We start from the raw sequence: 15,696 nt of genomic DNA, 5'->3' as shown, positions 1-15,696 counted from the left end.
GGTCTTCAAGGTGGAGCGGGGAGGGCGGTTCTACTCGCTGAAGATGGCGCTCCGTCCGGCGGGGCCGCACGCGGCGGAGGAAGAGGACGTCAACGGGCGGCTGGCGCACGAGGTGGCCGCGCTGCTGGCCTGCGCGCCGCATCCCCACCTTCCGAGGCTCCACGCGGTGGACCGGTGGCCCGCTCCTCCGGACGGCTACCTCTACTTCGTCACCGACTACATCGACGGCGAGACGTTCCACGAGTGGCGCTGGCGGGTGAAGCCCACGGCGGCGCACCTGCTCTCGGTGTTCACGGAGGTGGTGCGCGTGGTGGCGGACCTGCACCGGCGAGGGATGCACCACCGCGACCTCAAGGGCGACAACCTGCTCATCCGCCGCGAGGACGAGCGGCCCTTCGTCATCGACCTGGGCACGGTGCGCATGCCAGGAGCGACGACGCTGACGGTGGGCGTGGCGCCGGCCTCGCCCCACCTGCTGCCTCCCGAGTGCGTGGCCTTCCTGCGCGAGGGCACGTGGCAGCAGGGCGCGCACTTCGACGCGGGCGTCCCGGGGGACCTCTACGCGCTGGGCGCGCTGCTGTACGAGGCGCTCACGGATGGGTACGCGTTCGACCCGAAGCTCCCGTATGACCGGCTGCTGCCGGCAATCGAGACAGTGACGCCGCGAGCGCCGCACGTGGTGAATCCGAAGGTTCCGCGGGCCCTGAGTGACATCGCCATGCGGCTCCTGGCGAAGCGCCCGGAGGACCGCTACCCGAACACGGAGGCGCTGCTGCAGGCGCTCTGGGACGTGGCCAAGGAGAAGCGCCAGTCCGCATGGAAGGTGTCGCTGGACCGGCCTCCCGAGGCGGAGGCGCCGGGCGAGAGCGAGGACACGCCGCGCGTGCGCATGGTGCCGGAGTTGGTGCGAGCGCCGCTGGACACGCTGAAGCCGCCGGAGCCTGGAGCGGGCTCCGATGGGGCCAGGGAACCCGAAGTCGCCGCGGAGCCGTCGACTGCGCTGGAGACCTTCGCCTCCGCGCCGCTCCAGGAGCGCGGAGCCGGGTCATCGGCATTGGTGTTGCCCAGGGGAGGTGACGAGGAGGCCTCCGTGACTGCTTCGATGCCCGAGAGGCGAAGGAGCCGCGGAGCCGTCGTGGGGCTCGGGGTGGGCGTGCTCATGGTTTTGGGCTTCGCGGCCTTCGGGCTGAGCCGTCTTGCGCCGTCGCCGGAGGGGACGACGGCGTCCATTCCTCCTCCCCCCGCCGAGAAAGGAAGTCCCGCTGTGACGAGCCGTTCTCCGAGTTCTCCCGATGCATCACCCCTCGCGGTCGTGCCACCTGTCCCCGACGCGGGGGTTGCTTCTGACGCGGGCCTTCAGGCGTCAGCGCTGGTGACGGGGGCGCCTGATGGGGGCGTGGCCGCGACTCCGCCGCCGAAGCGTCAGGCGAGCAGCGCCCTGAAGGCGGCGGCGGTCGCGACCTGCATGACGGCTGCGTGTGCCGGAGGGCCCCAGGTTCGCACCGCGTCTCCCGAGAAGCCGTGTCCGGAGGATGCGCTGAAGTTCATGAGAGAACTCCCCATCGACGAAACGAATCACAACTTCGGGAATCGCGGCGAAGTCACGATGCTTCCGCCCAACCGCGAGGGCCCGGTCCCCGTGCCTCCGGATGGAAGTCCTGTCACCTTCTATGCGACGCAGGGCCTGGAAAAAGGGCGCCTCCCGAAGGGAACCCGGTTTGTCGGTCAGATCTTCCGAGGAAAGGACAAGGTCTATGCCTGGGTGACGGAGTTGGTGATGCCGAATGGCGACAGGCATCCCTTCTGTGCGCAGCTCATGGATGACGAGGGGACGTACGGAGAGCCGGGTGCGGAGTATCTCCCGGGGAGTACGCCAGAGAAGCCCATGATGAACTCCCGGGTCGATCTGAATACGACGGTGTATTACGGAAGGGTCATAAGGTACATCAAGAGGTAACAAGCATCACGAGCCCCGTATGTCGTTGATGCCCTCATTCATCGAGGTCCCCTCTCGTGTCTCGCTGGTCCTTCTTCCTCGTGCTGGCCTGGGGACTGTTGCTGTCCGGTGCGGCTGGGGCCGCCGACTTCGAAACACCAGGTGTTCGTCGCATCGAGCTGGGGGCGGATGGGGGCGCTCCGCTGCCAGAAATCCATATCGCTCCAGGGCTCGCGACGGTGGTCTTCTTCGACGCGCGGATTGAACCCGAGCACGTGGTTCTGGATGGGCGTGAGCGCTTCCAGCGAGTGGGGATTTCGGAGGACCACCTGGCGCTCGTTCCTTCGGCGACCTTCCGCGAGGAGGAACGGCTGCGGCTGGAGGTTCGGTTCCACGGCGGCGCCGTTCCGGAGCGTGCCGCCGTCATGCTGGTGGTGGATGCCGACAGGGTCGAACGCCAGGTCGAGGTCTATCGCCATCCACGCACGGCGGAGTCCTATCGCCAGGAGGTGGCGGAGCTGAAGGTGGTGCTGTCACGGCTCCAACGTGAGGTCGAGGAGCTGCGAGCGACCCGTGCTTCGGATGGTATCGGAGCCGTAGTGGCTTCCCTGCGTGGGACAGATGGATTCGCCGACACGAACGTGTCCTATCAGGATCCAGGCAGCGGGTTTCAGCTCCAGCCCAAGGGGCTGCGAATCATCCACATGGCGCAGTCCTGGACGGGATTGAAGCTCAAGCTGGTGCTGAGACAGCCGGGGGAGGACTGGACGGCTGCTGAAGCCGAGCTCCTGGATGAGCAGGGGCTCAGCGTGAAGGTCCGGCCTCCGGTACAGCAGATGCCCGTTCGCTTCGACCAGCAGGCTGACGTCGTGGTTCCACTGGATGACCCGAATGCGCTCCGGAAGGGACGCTACACGCTCAAGCTGTCGGACGCGGGGGGCCGCAGGCCCGTGGTCATCCAGGGCATCGAAGTGCCCTGAGCGGGGAGGGTGTCAGTCGAGGAATCGGCGCTCCCAGCGGAGCTTGTCCGCCGGTGGGAAGTCCGGATCAATGAATGAGTCCGGGTTGGAGTGGTAGAGCCATGGCTCCAGGATTCGAGCCAGCTCGCGGTAGGCGGGAAGGTTCTTTCCCGCTTCCAGGTCGCCTGCTTCCGGCCATTGTCCGAGCGTGACGACCGCGCGGTCTCCCTTCAATGGCTGGACGTGGGTGTCTGGTGAGGACAGCCTGGAACGGAGACCTTGTACGCCGCCCAGTTCTCCCAGCACCGGAGGGCCCAGGAATGTCAGCCAGTGCGCCCCGGGAATCCGCGTACCCATGTTGTGATACGCGGAGTCCTCCACTATCTCCATCCCTGGATAGCGGAAACAGATGTGCCGGATGCGTCGTCTGACTCCCACCAAGTCCATGATGGCATTGAACGACAGGCTTGCGTAGCCGGAGTTGAAGGGCAGGTGTGACGCCAACTCCAGCGCCAGTTCACGCACCTGTCCAGGCCCATGCTGCTCCAGATACTCCGTAGAGAGCTGAAAGGTTGCTACACACGAACGCCCCGGCTCGTCGAACGGATTCGCGGTTTCCAGCGATACGCCCGTGTATTCGAACAGGAACTCCGGGACTCCATTGGACGCGCTCGCCATCGCGGCATACGCGTACTCGCCTTCGAGCAGGTCCCTTCGAATGCGCTCCCGGGCCTTGTCGTCGAGCGTGTGCCAGTCCCCCTCCATGTCTGGATGGAGCGTCAGGACCTCAGGCCCCAGCGCGCGGATGAAGACATCCAGCGCACGGATGACAGCCGGACCAAGGCCCCGATGGGAGCGGTGCATGTAAAAGCGGATGGTGAGGCCTTCTCGGATGAGGACGTAATCCCTGTCGGACGTGATTCGAATCCGCGGATAGTGCTCGTTCATTGAAGCGCTCCCTGAGGAGTGACGCGGCTGGGTTGAAGTCCGAAAACCTTGTGATATGCGTCGCCCTGGTGAAGTGCCTTGAGAGGATTTCCATGCGGATAGCGCCTCCATGAGGTGGGGTTGTCCTCGGGGCAGGGAAACTTGAAGTCGTAAACCCACTGAACCTGGAGTGGGTTGCCCGTATGGATGATGACATCAGGCACCACCGAGCCCAAGAGGTCGCCGCCTCCCTTGCGTAACATCTCCAACTCTTTCTCGTGTGTGATGCGCTCCAGTTGTCGTGTCTCGGGGTGAAGGCGATAGCGCTGGTTTTGGCTGAAGCGTCCAGGGTAGGCCGCGCCCAGTTTCTCCTCTACGCACTGCATTGCACGCGCGTGCTTCGCGCTGCCCAGTCTCATGCCTCGGGTGACGGGGGTCTCCGCTGTGCCCGCGACCTGCTCGGCGCACTCCGCCTTCGTGGGGCCTCTGCCTCCGAACTCCCTCTGGTTCACCTCCGCATCCGCCCATCTGGCGCACTCGACCAGAATCGCTTCGATGCCCAACCGCTCCGACTCCTCCAACTCCGCCCACGCCTTGCCTGCGGCCGCCACCTGGACCGCGCGCACCGTCACGGCGGTCTCCTTCCCGGTCAGGGCGGCGCAGTAGGCCGGATTCCGCTGGCACGTCGCCGACGGGGAGTCCAGCGACTGCGCATAGCTTCCTCCAGCCCCACGCCGGGCCGGGCTCCCCGCCCCACACCCCACGGTCAACAGCAGCACCACGGCATACCGGCACAACCGCATCAGTTCCTCCTGCGGATGAACTCTTGAGGCGCGTCAGTCGAGGAAGCGGCGCTCCCAGCGGAGCCTGTCCGCCGACGAAAAGTCGTAGTGCACGAAGGCCTGCGGGTCGCAGTGGTAGAGCCAGGGCTCCAGGACACGGGCCAGCGCGCGGTAGGCGGGCAGGTCCTTGCCTGCCTCCAAGTCACCTGCCTCTGGCCATTGGCCCAGTGTGACCACCGCTCGCTCGCCATCCAGTGCCTGGACCGTCGTGCCCGGTGACGTCAGTCGCGCGCGCAGGCCGTCCACGCCCCCCAGTTCGCCCAGGACCGGATTGCTCAGAAAGGTGAGCCAGTACGCGCCAGGGACCCGCGTGCCGATATCCCAGGAGACCCTGTAGTCAAGCATGTCCATTCCCGGGTATCGGAAGCAGAGCTTGTAGAGCTGTCGGGCAACGTCCGCGAGTGGGCAGAACATATCGAAACAGAGACTCGCGTAGCCCGAATGGAAGGGGAGGCACGTGGCCAACTGCAGGGCAAGTTCACGCACGTGCCCGGGGCCTCGTTGCTCCAGGAACTCGACGGGGAGCGAGAACGTTGCGATACATGTCCGCCTGGGGTCGTCGAGCAAGCCGGGAACTTCTAGTGATATCCCGCCGTAATCAAACTGGAACTTCACGGCAGCGTCTGGTCGGTCAATCAGGGTGACGAAGAAGGACGGGCTTTCGAGCATCCCGCGCCGCGTGCGTTCCCAGGCAATTGCATCGAGTCTCTGCCAATCGCCTTCTGAATCCGGGTACCAAGCCAAAGTCCCTGGTCGAATGGCCTGCGTGTACACGTCCAGCGCACGCGCCACGGCGGGAGCAATCTCCTGATGGGAGCGGTGCATGAAGAATCTAAGAATGAGTCCATTGGGAATGGCCACGTCGTTGCCATCGAATTGGACCCGCACATCCGGATATCGCTCGCTCATCAGAATACGCCTTTGGGTGTCACAAGTAGCGAAGGTGCATCAAAGACTTTTTGGTAGGCTTCCCCTTGATTCTTGATGTTATGGGGGTTCCCAGAACGATAATCTCTCCATGAGCCCGGGTTGCTTTCAGGGCAAGGAAACTTGAAGTCGTAGACCCGTTGGGGCTGAAGCGCATTGCCTGTATGGATGACGACGTCGGGCACCACCGACCCCACGAGTTCTTTGCCGCCTTTGCGCAACATCTCCAACTCCGACTCGTGCTGGATGCGCTCCAACTGTCGTGTTTCGGGGTGGATGCGGTAGCGCTGTTCCAGGCTGAATCTTCCCGGGAGGAAATTGCCCAGGTTCACCTCGGCGCATTGGGTGGCCAGTGCATGCTTCGCGCTTCCCAGCCTCATGCGGCGCTTGATGGGATTCTCTGTTGTTCCCCCCACCACCTGGCTGCACTCATCCTCGGTCGGGGCTCTTCCTCCAAACTCTTTTTGGTTCACCTGGGCATCGGCCCACTGCGCACACTTCCTGAGGATGTCGTCAATTTGCTTCTTCTCCAATTCCTCCAGCTCCGCCCACGCCTTGCCCGCGGCCGCCACCTGGACCGCGCGCACTGCCACGACGGTCTCCTTCCCGGTCAGGGCGGCGCAGTAGGCCGGATTCCGCTGGCACGTCGCCGACGGGGAGTCCAGTGACTGCGCATAGCTTTCCCCAGCTCCACGCCGGGCCGGGCTCCCCGCCCCACACCCCACGGTCAACACCAGCACCACTGCATACCCGCACAGGCGCATCGGTCCCTCCCACGAGCCTCCTCGTACGCTAGTCGAGCCCCGTCACCCGCCCGTCATTACATTCCCCCCACCCGCACCCAGCGCGGGCACGAGGAGGCAGGCAAGCCATGACCCGGATGTGCCAGGACGACGTGGGCCGCTGCGACTTCATCGACGTGCTCGAGGAGGCTGTCCTCCGTCGCCGTCCCGTCGCCGTGGAGCTCCGCGCGGGCGACACCTTCATCGACCAGGTCGTCGACGTCGTCACCGAGCAGGGCGACGACTTCGCCGTCTTCCGCTCGCACGCCCGGGTGCCGGTCGGCGACATCCGCTCCGTCACCCGCGAGCCCCCCGCACCCGCGACTTGAGCCCCGCGCCCCGCCGTGTAGGGTGCCGTCCCGGACGATGACCTCTCTTCCCTCGCCCGAATCCCTCCGCTGCATCAACGCCGACTCGCGCGAGCCGGATGGCTACCGCGCCGCCCTCGGCGACACCCGCGCGGCCCTGCTCCACACGGACCCGCCGTACTGCCTCCTCACCCGGCGCCGCAAAGGGGGGGACCTCAGAGACCCCCGCGCGCACAAGAAGATCGACCAGAACCCCATCGTCCGCTTCGAGACCGTCCGCGACTACCGCGCCTTCTCCGAGGCCTGGATGTCCCGCGCCGTCGCGCACCTCACCCCGGACGCGCCCCTCGTCATCTGGACCAACCTGCTCGGCAAGGAGCCCATCCTCGCCGCCGCTCGCGGCCTGGGCTACCCGCACCTGCGCGGCGAGTACGTCTGGGGCAAGCGCACCACCGACAAGAACGCCAACGAGCAGACCCTGCGCGTCTACGAGGTCGCCCTCGTCATCGCCCGCACCCCCGCGCCGCCGCTCGCCCCCGGGGATTTGCCCACCGTCTGGGCCGTCGTCGGCGGCTATGACGATGAGGGCGAGGCGGGCCGCTGGGGCGGGCACCCGCACCACAAGCCCTTCTCGGTCCTCGAGCCGCTCGTGCGCACGTACAGCCGCCCCGGTGACACCGTGCTGGACCCGTTCGCCGGCAGCGGCTCCATGCCCTCCGCCGCGCTGCGGCTCGGCCGCCGCCCGGCCTGCCTCGAAATCGAGCCCGAGTGGGCCGAGCGCGTCACCCGCCGCCTCCGCGAGACGGCGGCGGAGCTGAAGGCCCAGGGGACCTGACACGCGCCGTCGGTGGGGCTGGCGGGTGTGGTCACCAACGAGGCTCAGCCCCCCAGCGCACGGTAGAGGCGCGTCTCCGACCACCGGGGGATGTCCGTGGGCCGGTGCCCCCACCAGTTCATGACCAGCGTGCGCCGCTGCCTCGCGCGGCCCGGCAGCCGTCCGTCCGGAATCCGATTCTCCGCGTCCAGCACGCCGTGCGTCAGCGTCCCGTCGAAGCGCACCAGCCGGTTGGGCCGCGGCGCCACCAGGTCCGCCGTGTCCAGCCGCGACGGCGCCAGCGAGGGGTTGTCCGGATTGGGCAGCTCCCGCGTCACCACGAGCGCCCCGCCGCGCACCCGGTTGAGGAACAGCACCGAGGAGATTCGCGGGTGCACCAATTCCCCCGTGCGCAGCGCGAGCTTCTCGTCCCGGTCCTGGTGGAAGTCCACGCGCACGTCCGTCGGGTCCATGCGCGACAGCCACCACTCCACGCCCGCGATGCGCCGCCGGCCCACCACGTCCGGGCGCAGCGTGAGAATCACTTCCTCCACCACGTTGGTGGGCGGGCCGAAGTCGTACCAGAAGGTCGTCTGGTACGTCTGACGCAGGCGCTCCGTCCCCACGGCCCCCACGCACCGCAGCAGGCGTCGGAAGAGGGGGGCGGGCACGGCGGCTTCGGTGAGCTGGACGAGCGTTTCCAATCGGGCACCGAGCATTGTCCCACCGTGAGGGTGGGCGCCACCTTCCTTTGCCGCTAGGCTGCCCCGCCCATTCCCCTCCGGACAGGAGGGCGCGGAGACACCTGGATGAAGGCGCACCAGAAGATGCTCATCGGCATTACCGCCGGCGCGGTGGCGGGCCTCTCCGCCAATGCCATCGCCGGGGCCATTGCCCGGCGCGCGGCCGGCGAGGGCGTGCCCCTCACCGCCGAGCTCGTCGCCCAGCATGCGCCATGGCTGTCGTGGACCGCGGACAACGTCGCCGCCCCCCTGGGGCAGATTTTCATCCGCCTGCTCCTCATGCTCGTGGTGCCCATGCTCTTCTCCGCCCTCGTCATGGGCGTGGCGGAGCTGGACCTGAAGCAGGTGGGACGGCTGGGCCTGCGCACGCTCGGCTACACCGTCGTCTTCTCCACCATCTCCGTCCTCATCGGCCTGCTGCTCGTCAACCTCCTGCAGCCCGGCGCCGGCCTCAGCGACGAGGCGCGCGCCCTGGCCCGGGGCGGCGTCCAGGTAAAGCCGGCCCCGCCGCCGGGGGACACGTCCTTCGGCTCCGTGCTCGTCTCCATGGTGCCCACCAACCCCCTCAAGGCCGCCGCCGACGGGGACTTCATCGGGCTCATCGTCTTCTCGCTCATCTTCGGCATGGGCGTGGCGCTCACCCCGGGCGAGCCCGTCAAGCGCCTGCGGGACACCATCCAGGGTCTCTACGACGTCATCATGAAGCTCATCGACGGCGTGCTGCGGCTGGCGCCCTTCGGCGTGGCCGCGCTGCTGTACGCCATGACGGCCCGTTTGGGCCTGGGCATCCTCTCGCAGCTCGCCGCGTACGTGGGCACGGTGCTGCTGGCGCTCGGCTTCCACATGTTCGTCGTCTACTCGCTGTCCGTGCGCTTCCTGGGCGGCCGCAATCCCATCCAGTTCTTCCGCGACATCCGCCTCGTCATGGCCACGGCCTTCTCCACCGCGTCCTCCAGCGCCACGCTGCCCACCGCGCTCAAGGTGGCCGAGGAGAACCTGAAGCTGCCGCGCAACGTGTCCCGCTTCGTGCTCACCGCCGGCTCGGCGATGAACCAGAACGGCACGGCCCTCTTCGAGGGCGTCACCGTGCTCTTCCTCGCCCAGGTCTACGGCGTGCCGCTCAGCATCCCCGACCAGGCGCTCATCATGTTCATCTGCATCCTGGCGGGCATCGGCACCGCCGGTGTGCCCGCGGGCTCCATCCCCGTCATCGCGATGATTCTGGGCATGTTCAAGATTCCGGTGGAGGGCCTGGGCCTCATCCTCGGCGTGGACCGGTTCCTCGACATGTGCCGCACCACCCTCAACGTCTCCGGAGACCTGGCCGCCGCGGTGTACGTGGCGCGCGGGGAGCCGGACGTCCGCCCGGCAGGAGAGGAGGCGGTGGACTCCACCGCTTCCTGACAGCGGGCATTTCGCGGCGCATCCTTTCTCGCAGTGGCAGTCCCATCGCAACACCCGTCCAAGGAGCCCCCATGAGGGTTGGCAAGGATTCCGTCGTCTCGCTGGAGTACCGGCTGCACCTGGGTGATGGAGAGGTCATCGACCAGAGCGCGCCCGGCCAGCCGCTCGCCTACCTGCACGGGCACCGTCAAATCGTCCCGGGCCTGGAGGGCGCCATCGAGGGCATGTCCACCGGAGAGAGCAAGCAGGTGGTGGTGGCGCCGGGGCAGGGCTACGGCGAGCACGACCCCGAGGGCGTGCGCACCGTGCCGCGCTCCATGCTGCCGCCCGGCTTCAATCCGGAGCCCGGTCAGACGCTGATGGCCCGCACGGAGCAGGGCGACATCCCCCTGCGCATCCAGGAAGTGCAGGGGGACGCCGTCGTCGTGGACCTCAACCACCCGCTGGCCGGCAAGACGCTGCACTTCGACGTCACCGTGCGCGAGGTGCGCGCCGCGACGAACGAGGAACTCACCCATGGCCACGTCCATGGGCCCGGCGGCCACCACCACGGCTGACACGCGCTGACGCAGCGCGGCCACTCCGGGGGTGGGGGACAGCACCCTCCACCCGCCGGGTGGAACGAGCATTTCGCGGGGCCGGGGGCTGTGCACTATCTTTGCCGCCCCAATGAGTCACTCCTCCCCGTCACAGACCCCCTCGCCGAGTGAGCTGCGCCTCCACCCGCCGGACCTGCCGCCCGGCGACCCCGGCGCGTCCGCGGCGAAGGACCCGGAGCGCTACTGGCTCGAGCACGTCTACCAGGGCGGCGTCCGCCAGCTCACCCCGCGCGCCGTCATCTCCGGCATGCTCATCGGCGCGGTGATGTGTCTGTCCAACCTGTACGTCATCCTCAAGACGGGTTGGAGCCTGGGCGTCACGATTACCGCGTGCATCCTCGCGTTCGCCGTCTTCGGCACGCTGCGCTCGCTGCGGGTGCTGAAGAAGGACTTCACCGACCTGGAGAACAACGCCATGGGCTCGGTGGCGTCGGCCGCCGGCTACATGACGGGCGGCGGCAACATGGCGGCGGTGCCGGCGCTGCTGATGCTCACCGGCACGCTGCCGTCGTCGGGCTGGCTGATGGTGTGGTTCGCCGTCATCTCCGCGCTGGGCGTCTTCGCCGCCATCCCCATCAAGCGCCAGCTCATCAACATCGAGGCGCTGCCGTTCCCCACGGGCACCGCCACCGCGGAGACCATCCGCGCGCTGCATGGCCACGGCGACGTGGCCCGCCAGAAGTCGCGCCTGCTGGGCGGGGCGGGGCTCATCGGCGCGCTGCTGGTGCTCGTGCGCGACGCGCGCTTCAGCTGGCTCACCAACATCCCGGAGAAGGCGAGCCTGCCCTTCACGCTCCTGGGGAAGAAGGCCTCCGCGTGGTCGCTGTCCTTCGACTTCAGCCTGCTCCTGGTGGGCGCCGGCGCGCTGGTGAGCTTCAAGACGGGCTGGTCCATGCTGCTGGGCGCGGTGCTGACGTACGGCTTCCTCGCGCCGGCCATGGTGGGCCAGGGCGTCATCCCCGAGGTGACGTACAAGGCCATCAACAGCTGGGCGGTGTGGACGGGCTCGGCGCTGCTGGTGTCGTCGGGCCTGCTGTCCTTCGCCTTCCAGTGGCGCAGCGTGGCGCGCTCCTTCAAGGCGCTGTCCGGCCTCTTCGGCGGCAAGAGCAAGGAGCAGGAGGCGCAGGACCCGCTGGCCGGCATCGAGTGCCCGCCGGCCTGGTTCCCCCTGGGCTTCGCGGTGCTGGGGCCCATCGCCATCTTCCTGATGGCCTACCTCTTCCAGATTCCGTGGTGGGCGGGCGTGCTGGCCATGCCGCTGGCTGTCGTCATGGGCGTCATCGCCAGCCGCGTCACGGGTGAGACGGACACCACGCCCACCAAGGCGCTGGGCCCCGTCACGCAGCTCATCTTCGGAGGCCTGGCGCCGGGCAACATCCCCGCCAACGTGATGAGCGCCAACGCCACCGGCGGCGTGGGACTGCACTCGGCGGACCTCTTGACGGACCTGAAGTCCGGGTGGCTCCTGGGGGCCAACCCGCGCCAGCAGTTCGTCGCGCAGCTGTTCGGCGTGGTGGCGGGCGCGGCGGTGGTGGTGCCCGCGTTCAACCTGCTGGTGCCCAGCGCGGACATGCTGGGCACGGAGGAGTTCCCCGCGCCCGCGTCCATGGTGTGGGCCGGCGTGTCCAAGCTGCTGGCCACGGGCGTGTCGGCGCTGCACCCCTCCGCCCGCCTGGGCGCGCTGTGCGGCGCGTCGCTCGGCATCATGCTGGTGCTGCTGGAGAAGTGGGCCCCGGCGAAGGCGAAGGCCTACGTGCCGTCCGCCGCGGGCTTCGGCCTGGCCATCGTCATCCCCGGCTCCAGCTCCATCGCCTTCTTCATCGGCGCGGCCATCGCCGAGGTGATGCGCCGCAAGAAGCCGAAGCTGGCGGAGGCCGCGGTGCTGCCGGTGGCCTCCGGCTTCATCGCCGGGGAGAGCCTGCTGGGCATCGGCATCGCGATGGCGAAGGCCTTCGGGGTGATGCCCAAGTAGCCGACGGAAGGAGGCGGGCGCCTCGCTTCAGTCCACCTTGGAGGTGGAGAACGAGGCGCCGGCCATGAAGCGGAAGGTGGGCGTGTCCAGGCTCGCGCCCACGCCCGGGCCGCCCATGACGTAGAGGTCCAGCCAGGACAGGGCGTGCTTGCGGATGGCCAGCAGCAGCTCCGCGCCCCAGCGGCCGCCCTCCAGCGGCACCCCGGCCAGCACGCTCACCTCGCCGCGCGTCGAGTCTCCGGCGCGGGACGTCACCGTGCCCGCCAGCCGCAGCTCGTTGCCGATGATGTCCTTCGAGTCCCCCGAGAGGCCGCTCAGGTCCTGCTTCCTGCGCAGCAGCACGCCGGCCTCGCCACCCACCTGCCAGCCCTCGGCGAGGAAGCCCAGCTGCAGGCGGGGATGGACGGCGTACTCGTCGCGCGCCAGCAGCTCCTCGTTGCCCACCGGCAGCGCCGCGGTGACGTCCGCCGCCACCTGGAAGCCGAAGTCCTGGCGAAGGAGCGCCGTGCGCAGGCCCACCCACGGCGTCCCCATGCCCTGGCCGGCGGGCGGGGCAACGCCCAGGTGCGGCTCACCACCCTGCTGGACGATGAAGGGCAGCTCCGCGGACACCTGGAGCCACGACAGCACGCCGTAGGCGGCCGTCACGTCCATGGTGAAGCGGTTCTCCACCAGGCCGGTGCCGCCGCCCGGCTCCCAGCGCGTCTGGAAGATGAAGGGCAGCGACTCGTAGTGGCCCTGCACCGCCACGCGCAGCATGCCCTGGGGCAGCGTGCGGCCGGTGCCCACCATCAGCGAGCCGAGCGCCGCTGGGTCCAGCTTCAGGCGCTGGAGGTTGAAGTGGGGCAGGCGGGACTCCTGCGCCAGGGCCGTGGTGGGGCCGAGGAGCAGGGCCAGCGAGGAAAGGGCGGACAGCAGGGCGCGCGAAGGACGCAGCACGACGACTCCTTCAATGAATTGCAGAAACGGCCCCAAAAAGGGGACAGCAGTCGCACGGCGTCAATACGAGTGCAAGCACCACGCGATTTCTCCCACGCTGGGAAAGTATCGGCGCGCAGGCCGGTGAAAGCCTTGACGTGAAAGCGATTCGGGCACTTCCCGGCTTACGGTGAAGTCCCATTCCGTGGGGAGGGACGCAATCGGGCGGAGGGCGCGCCGTAGGGAACGACACCGCAAGGGGTGCTCCATGTCCGTGCTGGCCGATGACCTCCGCTTCGCCATCCGGTTGTTGCTCAAGAGCCGTGGTTTCACGCTGGTGTCGGTGCTGACACTCGCCCTGGCCATCGGGGCGAACACGGCCATCTTCAGCGTGGTGCACGGGGTGTTGCTGCGCCCGCTGCCGTACCCGGAGCCGGAGCAGCTGGTGCAGGTGCTCCGCGAGGCCCCGGACGGGAAGAGCTCCTCGCATGCCATCGCCCACTACGCGTGGCTGGCGACGCAGGCGCCCGCGCTGTCGCACGTGACGGCGCACGAGCCCATTCCCAGCGGCTTCAACCTGGTGGGGGACGGGCTTCCGGAGCGGCTGTCCGGCATGCGCGTGACGGGCTCGTTCTTCGAGACGTTCGGCGTGCGGCCGCAGCTGGGCCGGGGCTTCCTGCCGGAGGAGGACGTGGCGGGCGCCGCGCGCGTGGTGGTCATCAGTCACGGCCTGTGGCAGCGGCGCTTCGGCGGGGCCCCGGACGTCATCGGCCAGTCCCTCACGCTGAACGACACGCCCCACACGGTGGTGGGCGTGGCGCCCGCGGGCTTCCGCTACCCGGAGGGCGCGCAGCTGTGGACGCCCCTGCAGCTCGACCTCGCCAATGACGACAACGCCAACTTCCTCTCCATCATCGGGCGCCTGAAGCCGGGCGTGGACGCCGAGGCGGCGGAGGCGGGCCTGGCGACGCTGAGCCGCCGCATGCACGAGGAGAAGCCGCTGCTCGTGGCGGACATGGAGTCCTTCCGGGTGAAGGACCTGCGCACCTTCCTCGCGGGGGACTTGCGGCTGGCGCTCTGGGTGCTGCTGGGGGCGGTGGCGCTGGTGCTGCTCATCGCGTGCGTCAACCTGGCCAACCTGCAGCTGGCGCGGGCGGCGGCGCGGCAGCGGGAGCTGGTGGTGCGCGCGGCCCTGGGCGCGGCGCCGGGGCGGCTGGTGCGGCAGCTGCTCACGGAGAGCCTCCTGCTGTCGCTGGCGGGCGGCGGGCTGGGGCTGGCGCTGGCCACGGCCGTGCTGCCGGCGCTGCTGGCCCTGGCGCCAGAAGGGCTGCCGGGGACCCATATCGGGTTGAGCGGCGCGGACGTGGAGGTCAACGGCGCGGTGCTGGCCTTCACCCTGGGCGCCTCGCTGCTGACGGGGCTGCTGTTCGGGCTGCTGCCGGCGTGGCAGGCGTCACGGCCCGACCTGCAGGAGGCGCTGCGGGAGGGCGCGCAGCGGGCCACGGCGGGCCGCGCGGGCGGGCGCACGCGGCGGCTCTTGGTGGTGGGGCAGGTGGCGCTGGCGGTGGTGCTGCTGGTGGGCGCGGCGCTGCTCATCCGCGGCTTCGCGGCCCTCAGCAACACCGCCCCGGGCTTCGACTCGCGCAATGTCCACGTGCTGCGCATGTCACTGCCGGAGGCGCGCTACGGCGACCCGGTGGCCCAGGAGCGCTTCGCGCGGCAGGTGGTGGAGCGCGTGGCGGCGCTGCCCGGCGTGGAGGCGGCGGGCTTCTCGTCCGCGCTGCCCATGGGCATCGGCCCCAGCATGGAGTTCGCGATTGAAGGCAGGTACGAGGGCCGCCCGGACGGGCCCGGCGTGGGCGGCGGCCAGTTCCGCCCGGTGACGCCGGGGTACTTCCAGGCGCTGGGCATCTCCCTGGTGCGCGGCCGGCTGCTCTCGGAGGCGGACGTGGCGGGCTCCGAGCCGGTGGTGGTCATCAACGAGGCGGCGGCGCGCAAGTACTGGCCGGGCGAGGACCCCGTCGGCCAGCGCCTGCGCGTGGGCTTCTCGGTGCCCAGCATCGGCGACAAGGTGCCGCGCACGGTGGTGGGCGTGGTGAAGGACGTGCGGGAGAACGGGCTCGCCGAGGACACGCCCGTGGTGCTCTACACCGCCCTGGGACAGGTGGCTCCGGCGATGAACGCGATGCTGGTGCGCATCCTCCCGCAGAACCTCCTGGTGCGCTCGGCCAGCCCCCACGCGTCGCTGGTGAACTCCGTGCAGCGCGAGCTGTGGGCGGTGGACGCGCAGCAGCCGGTGTCGGAGACGCTGAGGCTGGAGCAGCACGTGGAGCGCTCGCTGGGCTCGGAGCGCTTCAACATGGTGCTGCTGGGACTGATGGCGGCGCTCGCGCTGGTGCTGGCGGCGGTGGGCATCTACGGCGTGCTGTCCTACCTGGTGAGCCAGCGCACGCGGGAGATGGGCGTGCGGCTCGCGCTGGGGGCGCCGCGCGGCGAGGTGGTGCGGCTGGTGCTGCGCCAGGGGCTGGGCTCGGTGGGCCTGGGCGTGGCGCTGGGTGTGGCGGG

At 69.0% G+C, this 15,696-nt stretch carries 14 protein-coding genes; 8 read left to right on the top strand and 6 right to left on the bottom strand.

The window, feature by feature from the left end:
• Positions 1-1,957, top strand: a 1,957-nt coding sequence (locus tag HG543_RS40600) for a serine/threonine protein kinase (protein ID WP_169350301.1), incomplete at its 5' end; no start/stop codon positions are given.
• Between the two features lie 56 nt (positions 1,958-2,013).
• A complete protein-coding gene (locus tag HG543_RS40595; RefSeq protein WP_169350300.1) occupies positions 2,014-2,916 on the top strand; it encodes a DUF2381 family protein in 903 nt (300 codons plus the stop codon).
• 12 nt (positions 2,917-2,928) lie between these two features.
• Here the strand turns inward: HG543_RS40595 and HG543_RS40590 are convergent, their stop codons facing one another.
• From HG543_RS40590 to HG543_RS40575, 4 genes are all read right to left on the bottom strand, one after another.
• On the bottom strand, positions 2,929-3,843 hold the full coding sequence (locus HG543_RS40590; protein ID WP_246357645.1) for a type VI immunity family protein: 915 nt from the start codon (positions 3,841-3,843) through the stop codon (positions 2,929-2,931).
• Entirely contained in the window at positions 3,840-4,454 is a 615-nt protein-coding gene (locus tag HG543_RS40585) for a hypothetical protein (protein ID WP_169350299.1), read from the bottom strand. The genes HG543_RS40590 and HG543_RS40585 overlap by 4 nt, the downstream gene beginning before the upstream one ends.
• A 204-nt stretch (positions 4,455-4,658) precedes the next feature.
• Positions 4,659-5,573: a type VI immunity family protein gene (locus HG543_RS40580; RefSeq protein ID WP_246357644.1), complete on the bottom strand. Its 915-nt coding sequence runs from the start codon at positions 5,571-5,573 to the stop codon at positions 4,659-4,661.
• Positions 5,573-6,184: a hypothetical protein gene (locus tag HG543_RS40575; RefSeq protein WP_169350298.1), complete on the bottom strand. Its 612-nt coding sequence runs from the start codon at positions 6,182-6,184 to the stop codon at positions 5,573-5,575. The genes HG543_RS40580 and HG543_RS40575 overlap by 1 nt, the downstream gene beginning before the upstream one ends.
• Before the next feature lie 278 nt (positions 6,185-6,462).
• Between HG543_RS40575 and HG543_RS40570 the strand changes: the two genes are divergently transcribed.
• Both HG543_RS40570 and HG543_RS40565 read left to right on the top strand, forming a co-directional pair.
• Entirely contained in the window at positions 6,463-6,702 is a 240-nt protein-coding gene (locus tag HG543_RS40570) for a hypothetical protein (RefSeq protein WP_169350297.1), read from the top strand.
• A 37-nt stretch (positions 6,703-6,739) separates the two neighbouring features.
• A complete protein-coding gene (locus tag HG543_RS40565) occupies positions 6,740-7,516 on the top strand; it encodes a DNA-methyltransferase (RefSeq protein WP_169350296.1) in 777 nt (258 codons plus the stop codon).
• A gap of 44 nt (positions 7,517-7,560) precedes the next feature.
• On the opposite strand, the gene HG543_RS40560 is transcribed toward HG543_RS40565, so the two are convergent.
• Positions 7,561-8,199 (bottom strand): hypothetical protein, encoded by a 639-nt coding sequence (locus HG543_RS40560; protein ID WP_169350295.1) that lies wholly within the window; start codon positions 8,197-8,199, stop codon positions 7,561-7,563.
• 105 nt (positions 8,200-8,304) lie between these two features.
• Here HG543_RS40560 and HG543_RS40555 point away from each other — a divergent pair, with 105 nt between their 5' ends.
• From HG543_RS40555 to HG543_RS40545, 3 genes are all read left to right on the top strand, one after another.
• Positions 8,305-9,642 (top strand): dicarboxylate/amino acid:cation symporter, encoded by a 1,338-nt coding sequence (locus HG543_RS40555; RefSeq protein ID WP_169350294.1) that lies wholly within the window; start codon positions 8,305-8,307, stop codon positions 9,640-9,642.
• A 71-nt stretch (positions 9,643-9,713) separates the two neighbouring features.
• On the top strand, positions 9,714-10,199 hold the full coding sequence (locus HG543_RS40550) for an FKBP-type peptidyl-prolyl cis-trans isomerase (RefSeq protein WP_169350293.1): 486 nt from the start codon (positions 9,714-9,716) through the stop codon (positions 10,197-10,199).
• 112 nt (positions 10,200-10,311) lie between these two features.
• Entirely contained in the window at positions 10,312-12,213 is a 1,902-nt protein-coding gene (locus HG543_RS40545) for an OPT family oligopeptide transporter (RefSeq protein WP_169350292.1), read from the top strand.
• 27 nt (positions 12,214-12,240) lie between these two features.
• Here the strand turns inward: HG543_RS40545 and HG543_RS40540 are convergent, their stop codons facing one another.
• Positions 12,241-13,152, bottom strand: coding sequence for a flagellar motor protein MotB (locus tag HG543_RS40540; RefSeq protein WP_343073563.1), 912 nt, complete (start codon positions 13,150-13,152; stop codon positions 12,241-12,243).
• Between the two features lie 247 nt (positions 13,153-13,399).
• Between HG543_RS40540 and HG543_RS40535 the strand changes: the two genes are divergently transcribed.
• Positions 13,400-15,696 (top strand): ABC transporter permease (locus HG543_RS40535; RefSeq protein WP_169350291.1); only part of this gene is annotated, 2,297 nt, incomplete at its 3' end.

The sequence above is a fragment of the Pyxidicoccus fallax genome, assembly GCF_012933655.1.
Taxonomy (GTDB): domain Bacteria; phylum Myxococcota; class Myxococcia; order Myxococcales; family Myxococcaceae; genus Myxococcus; species Myxococcus fallax.
Note: the sequence above shows the minus strand (reverse complement) of the source record. Positions and strands in the feature narration are given on the sequence as shown.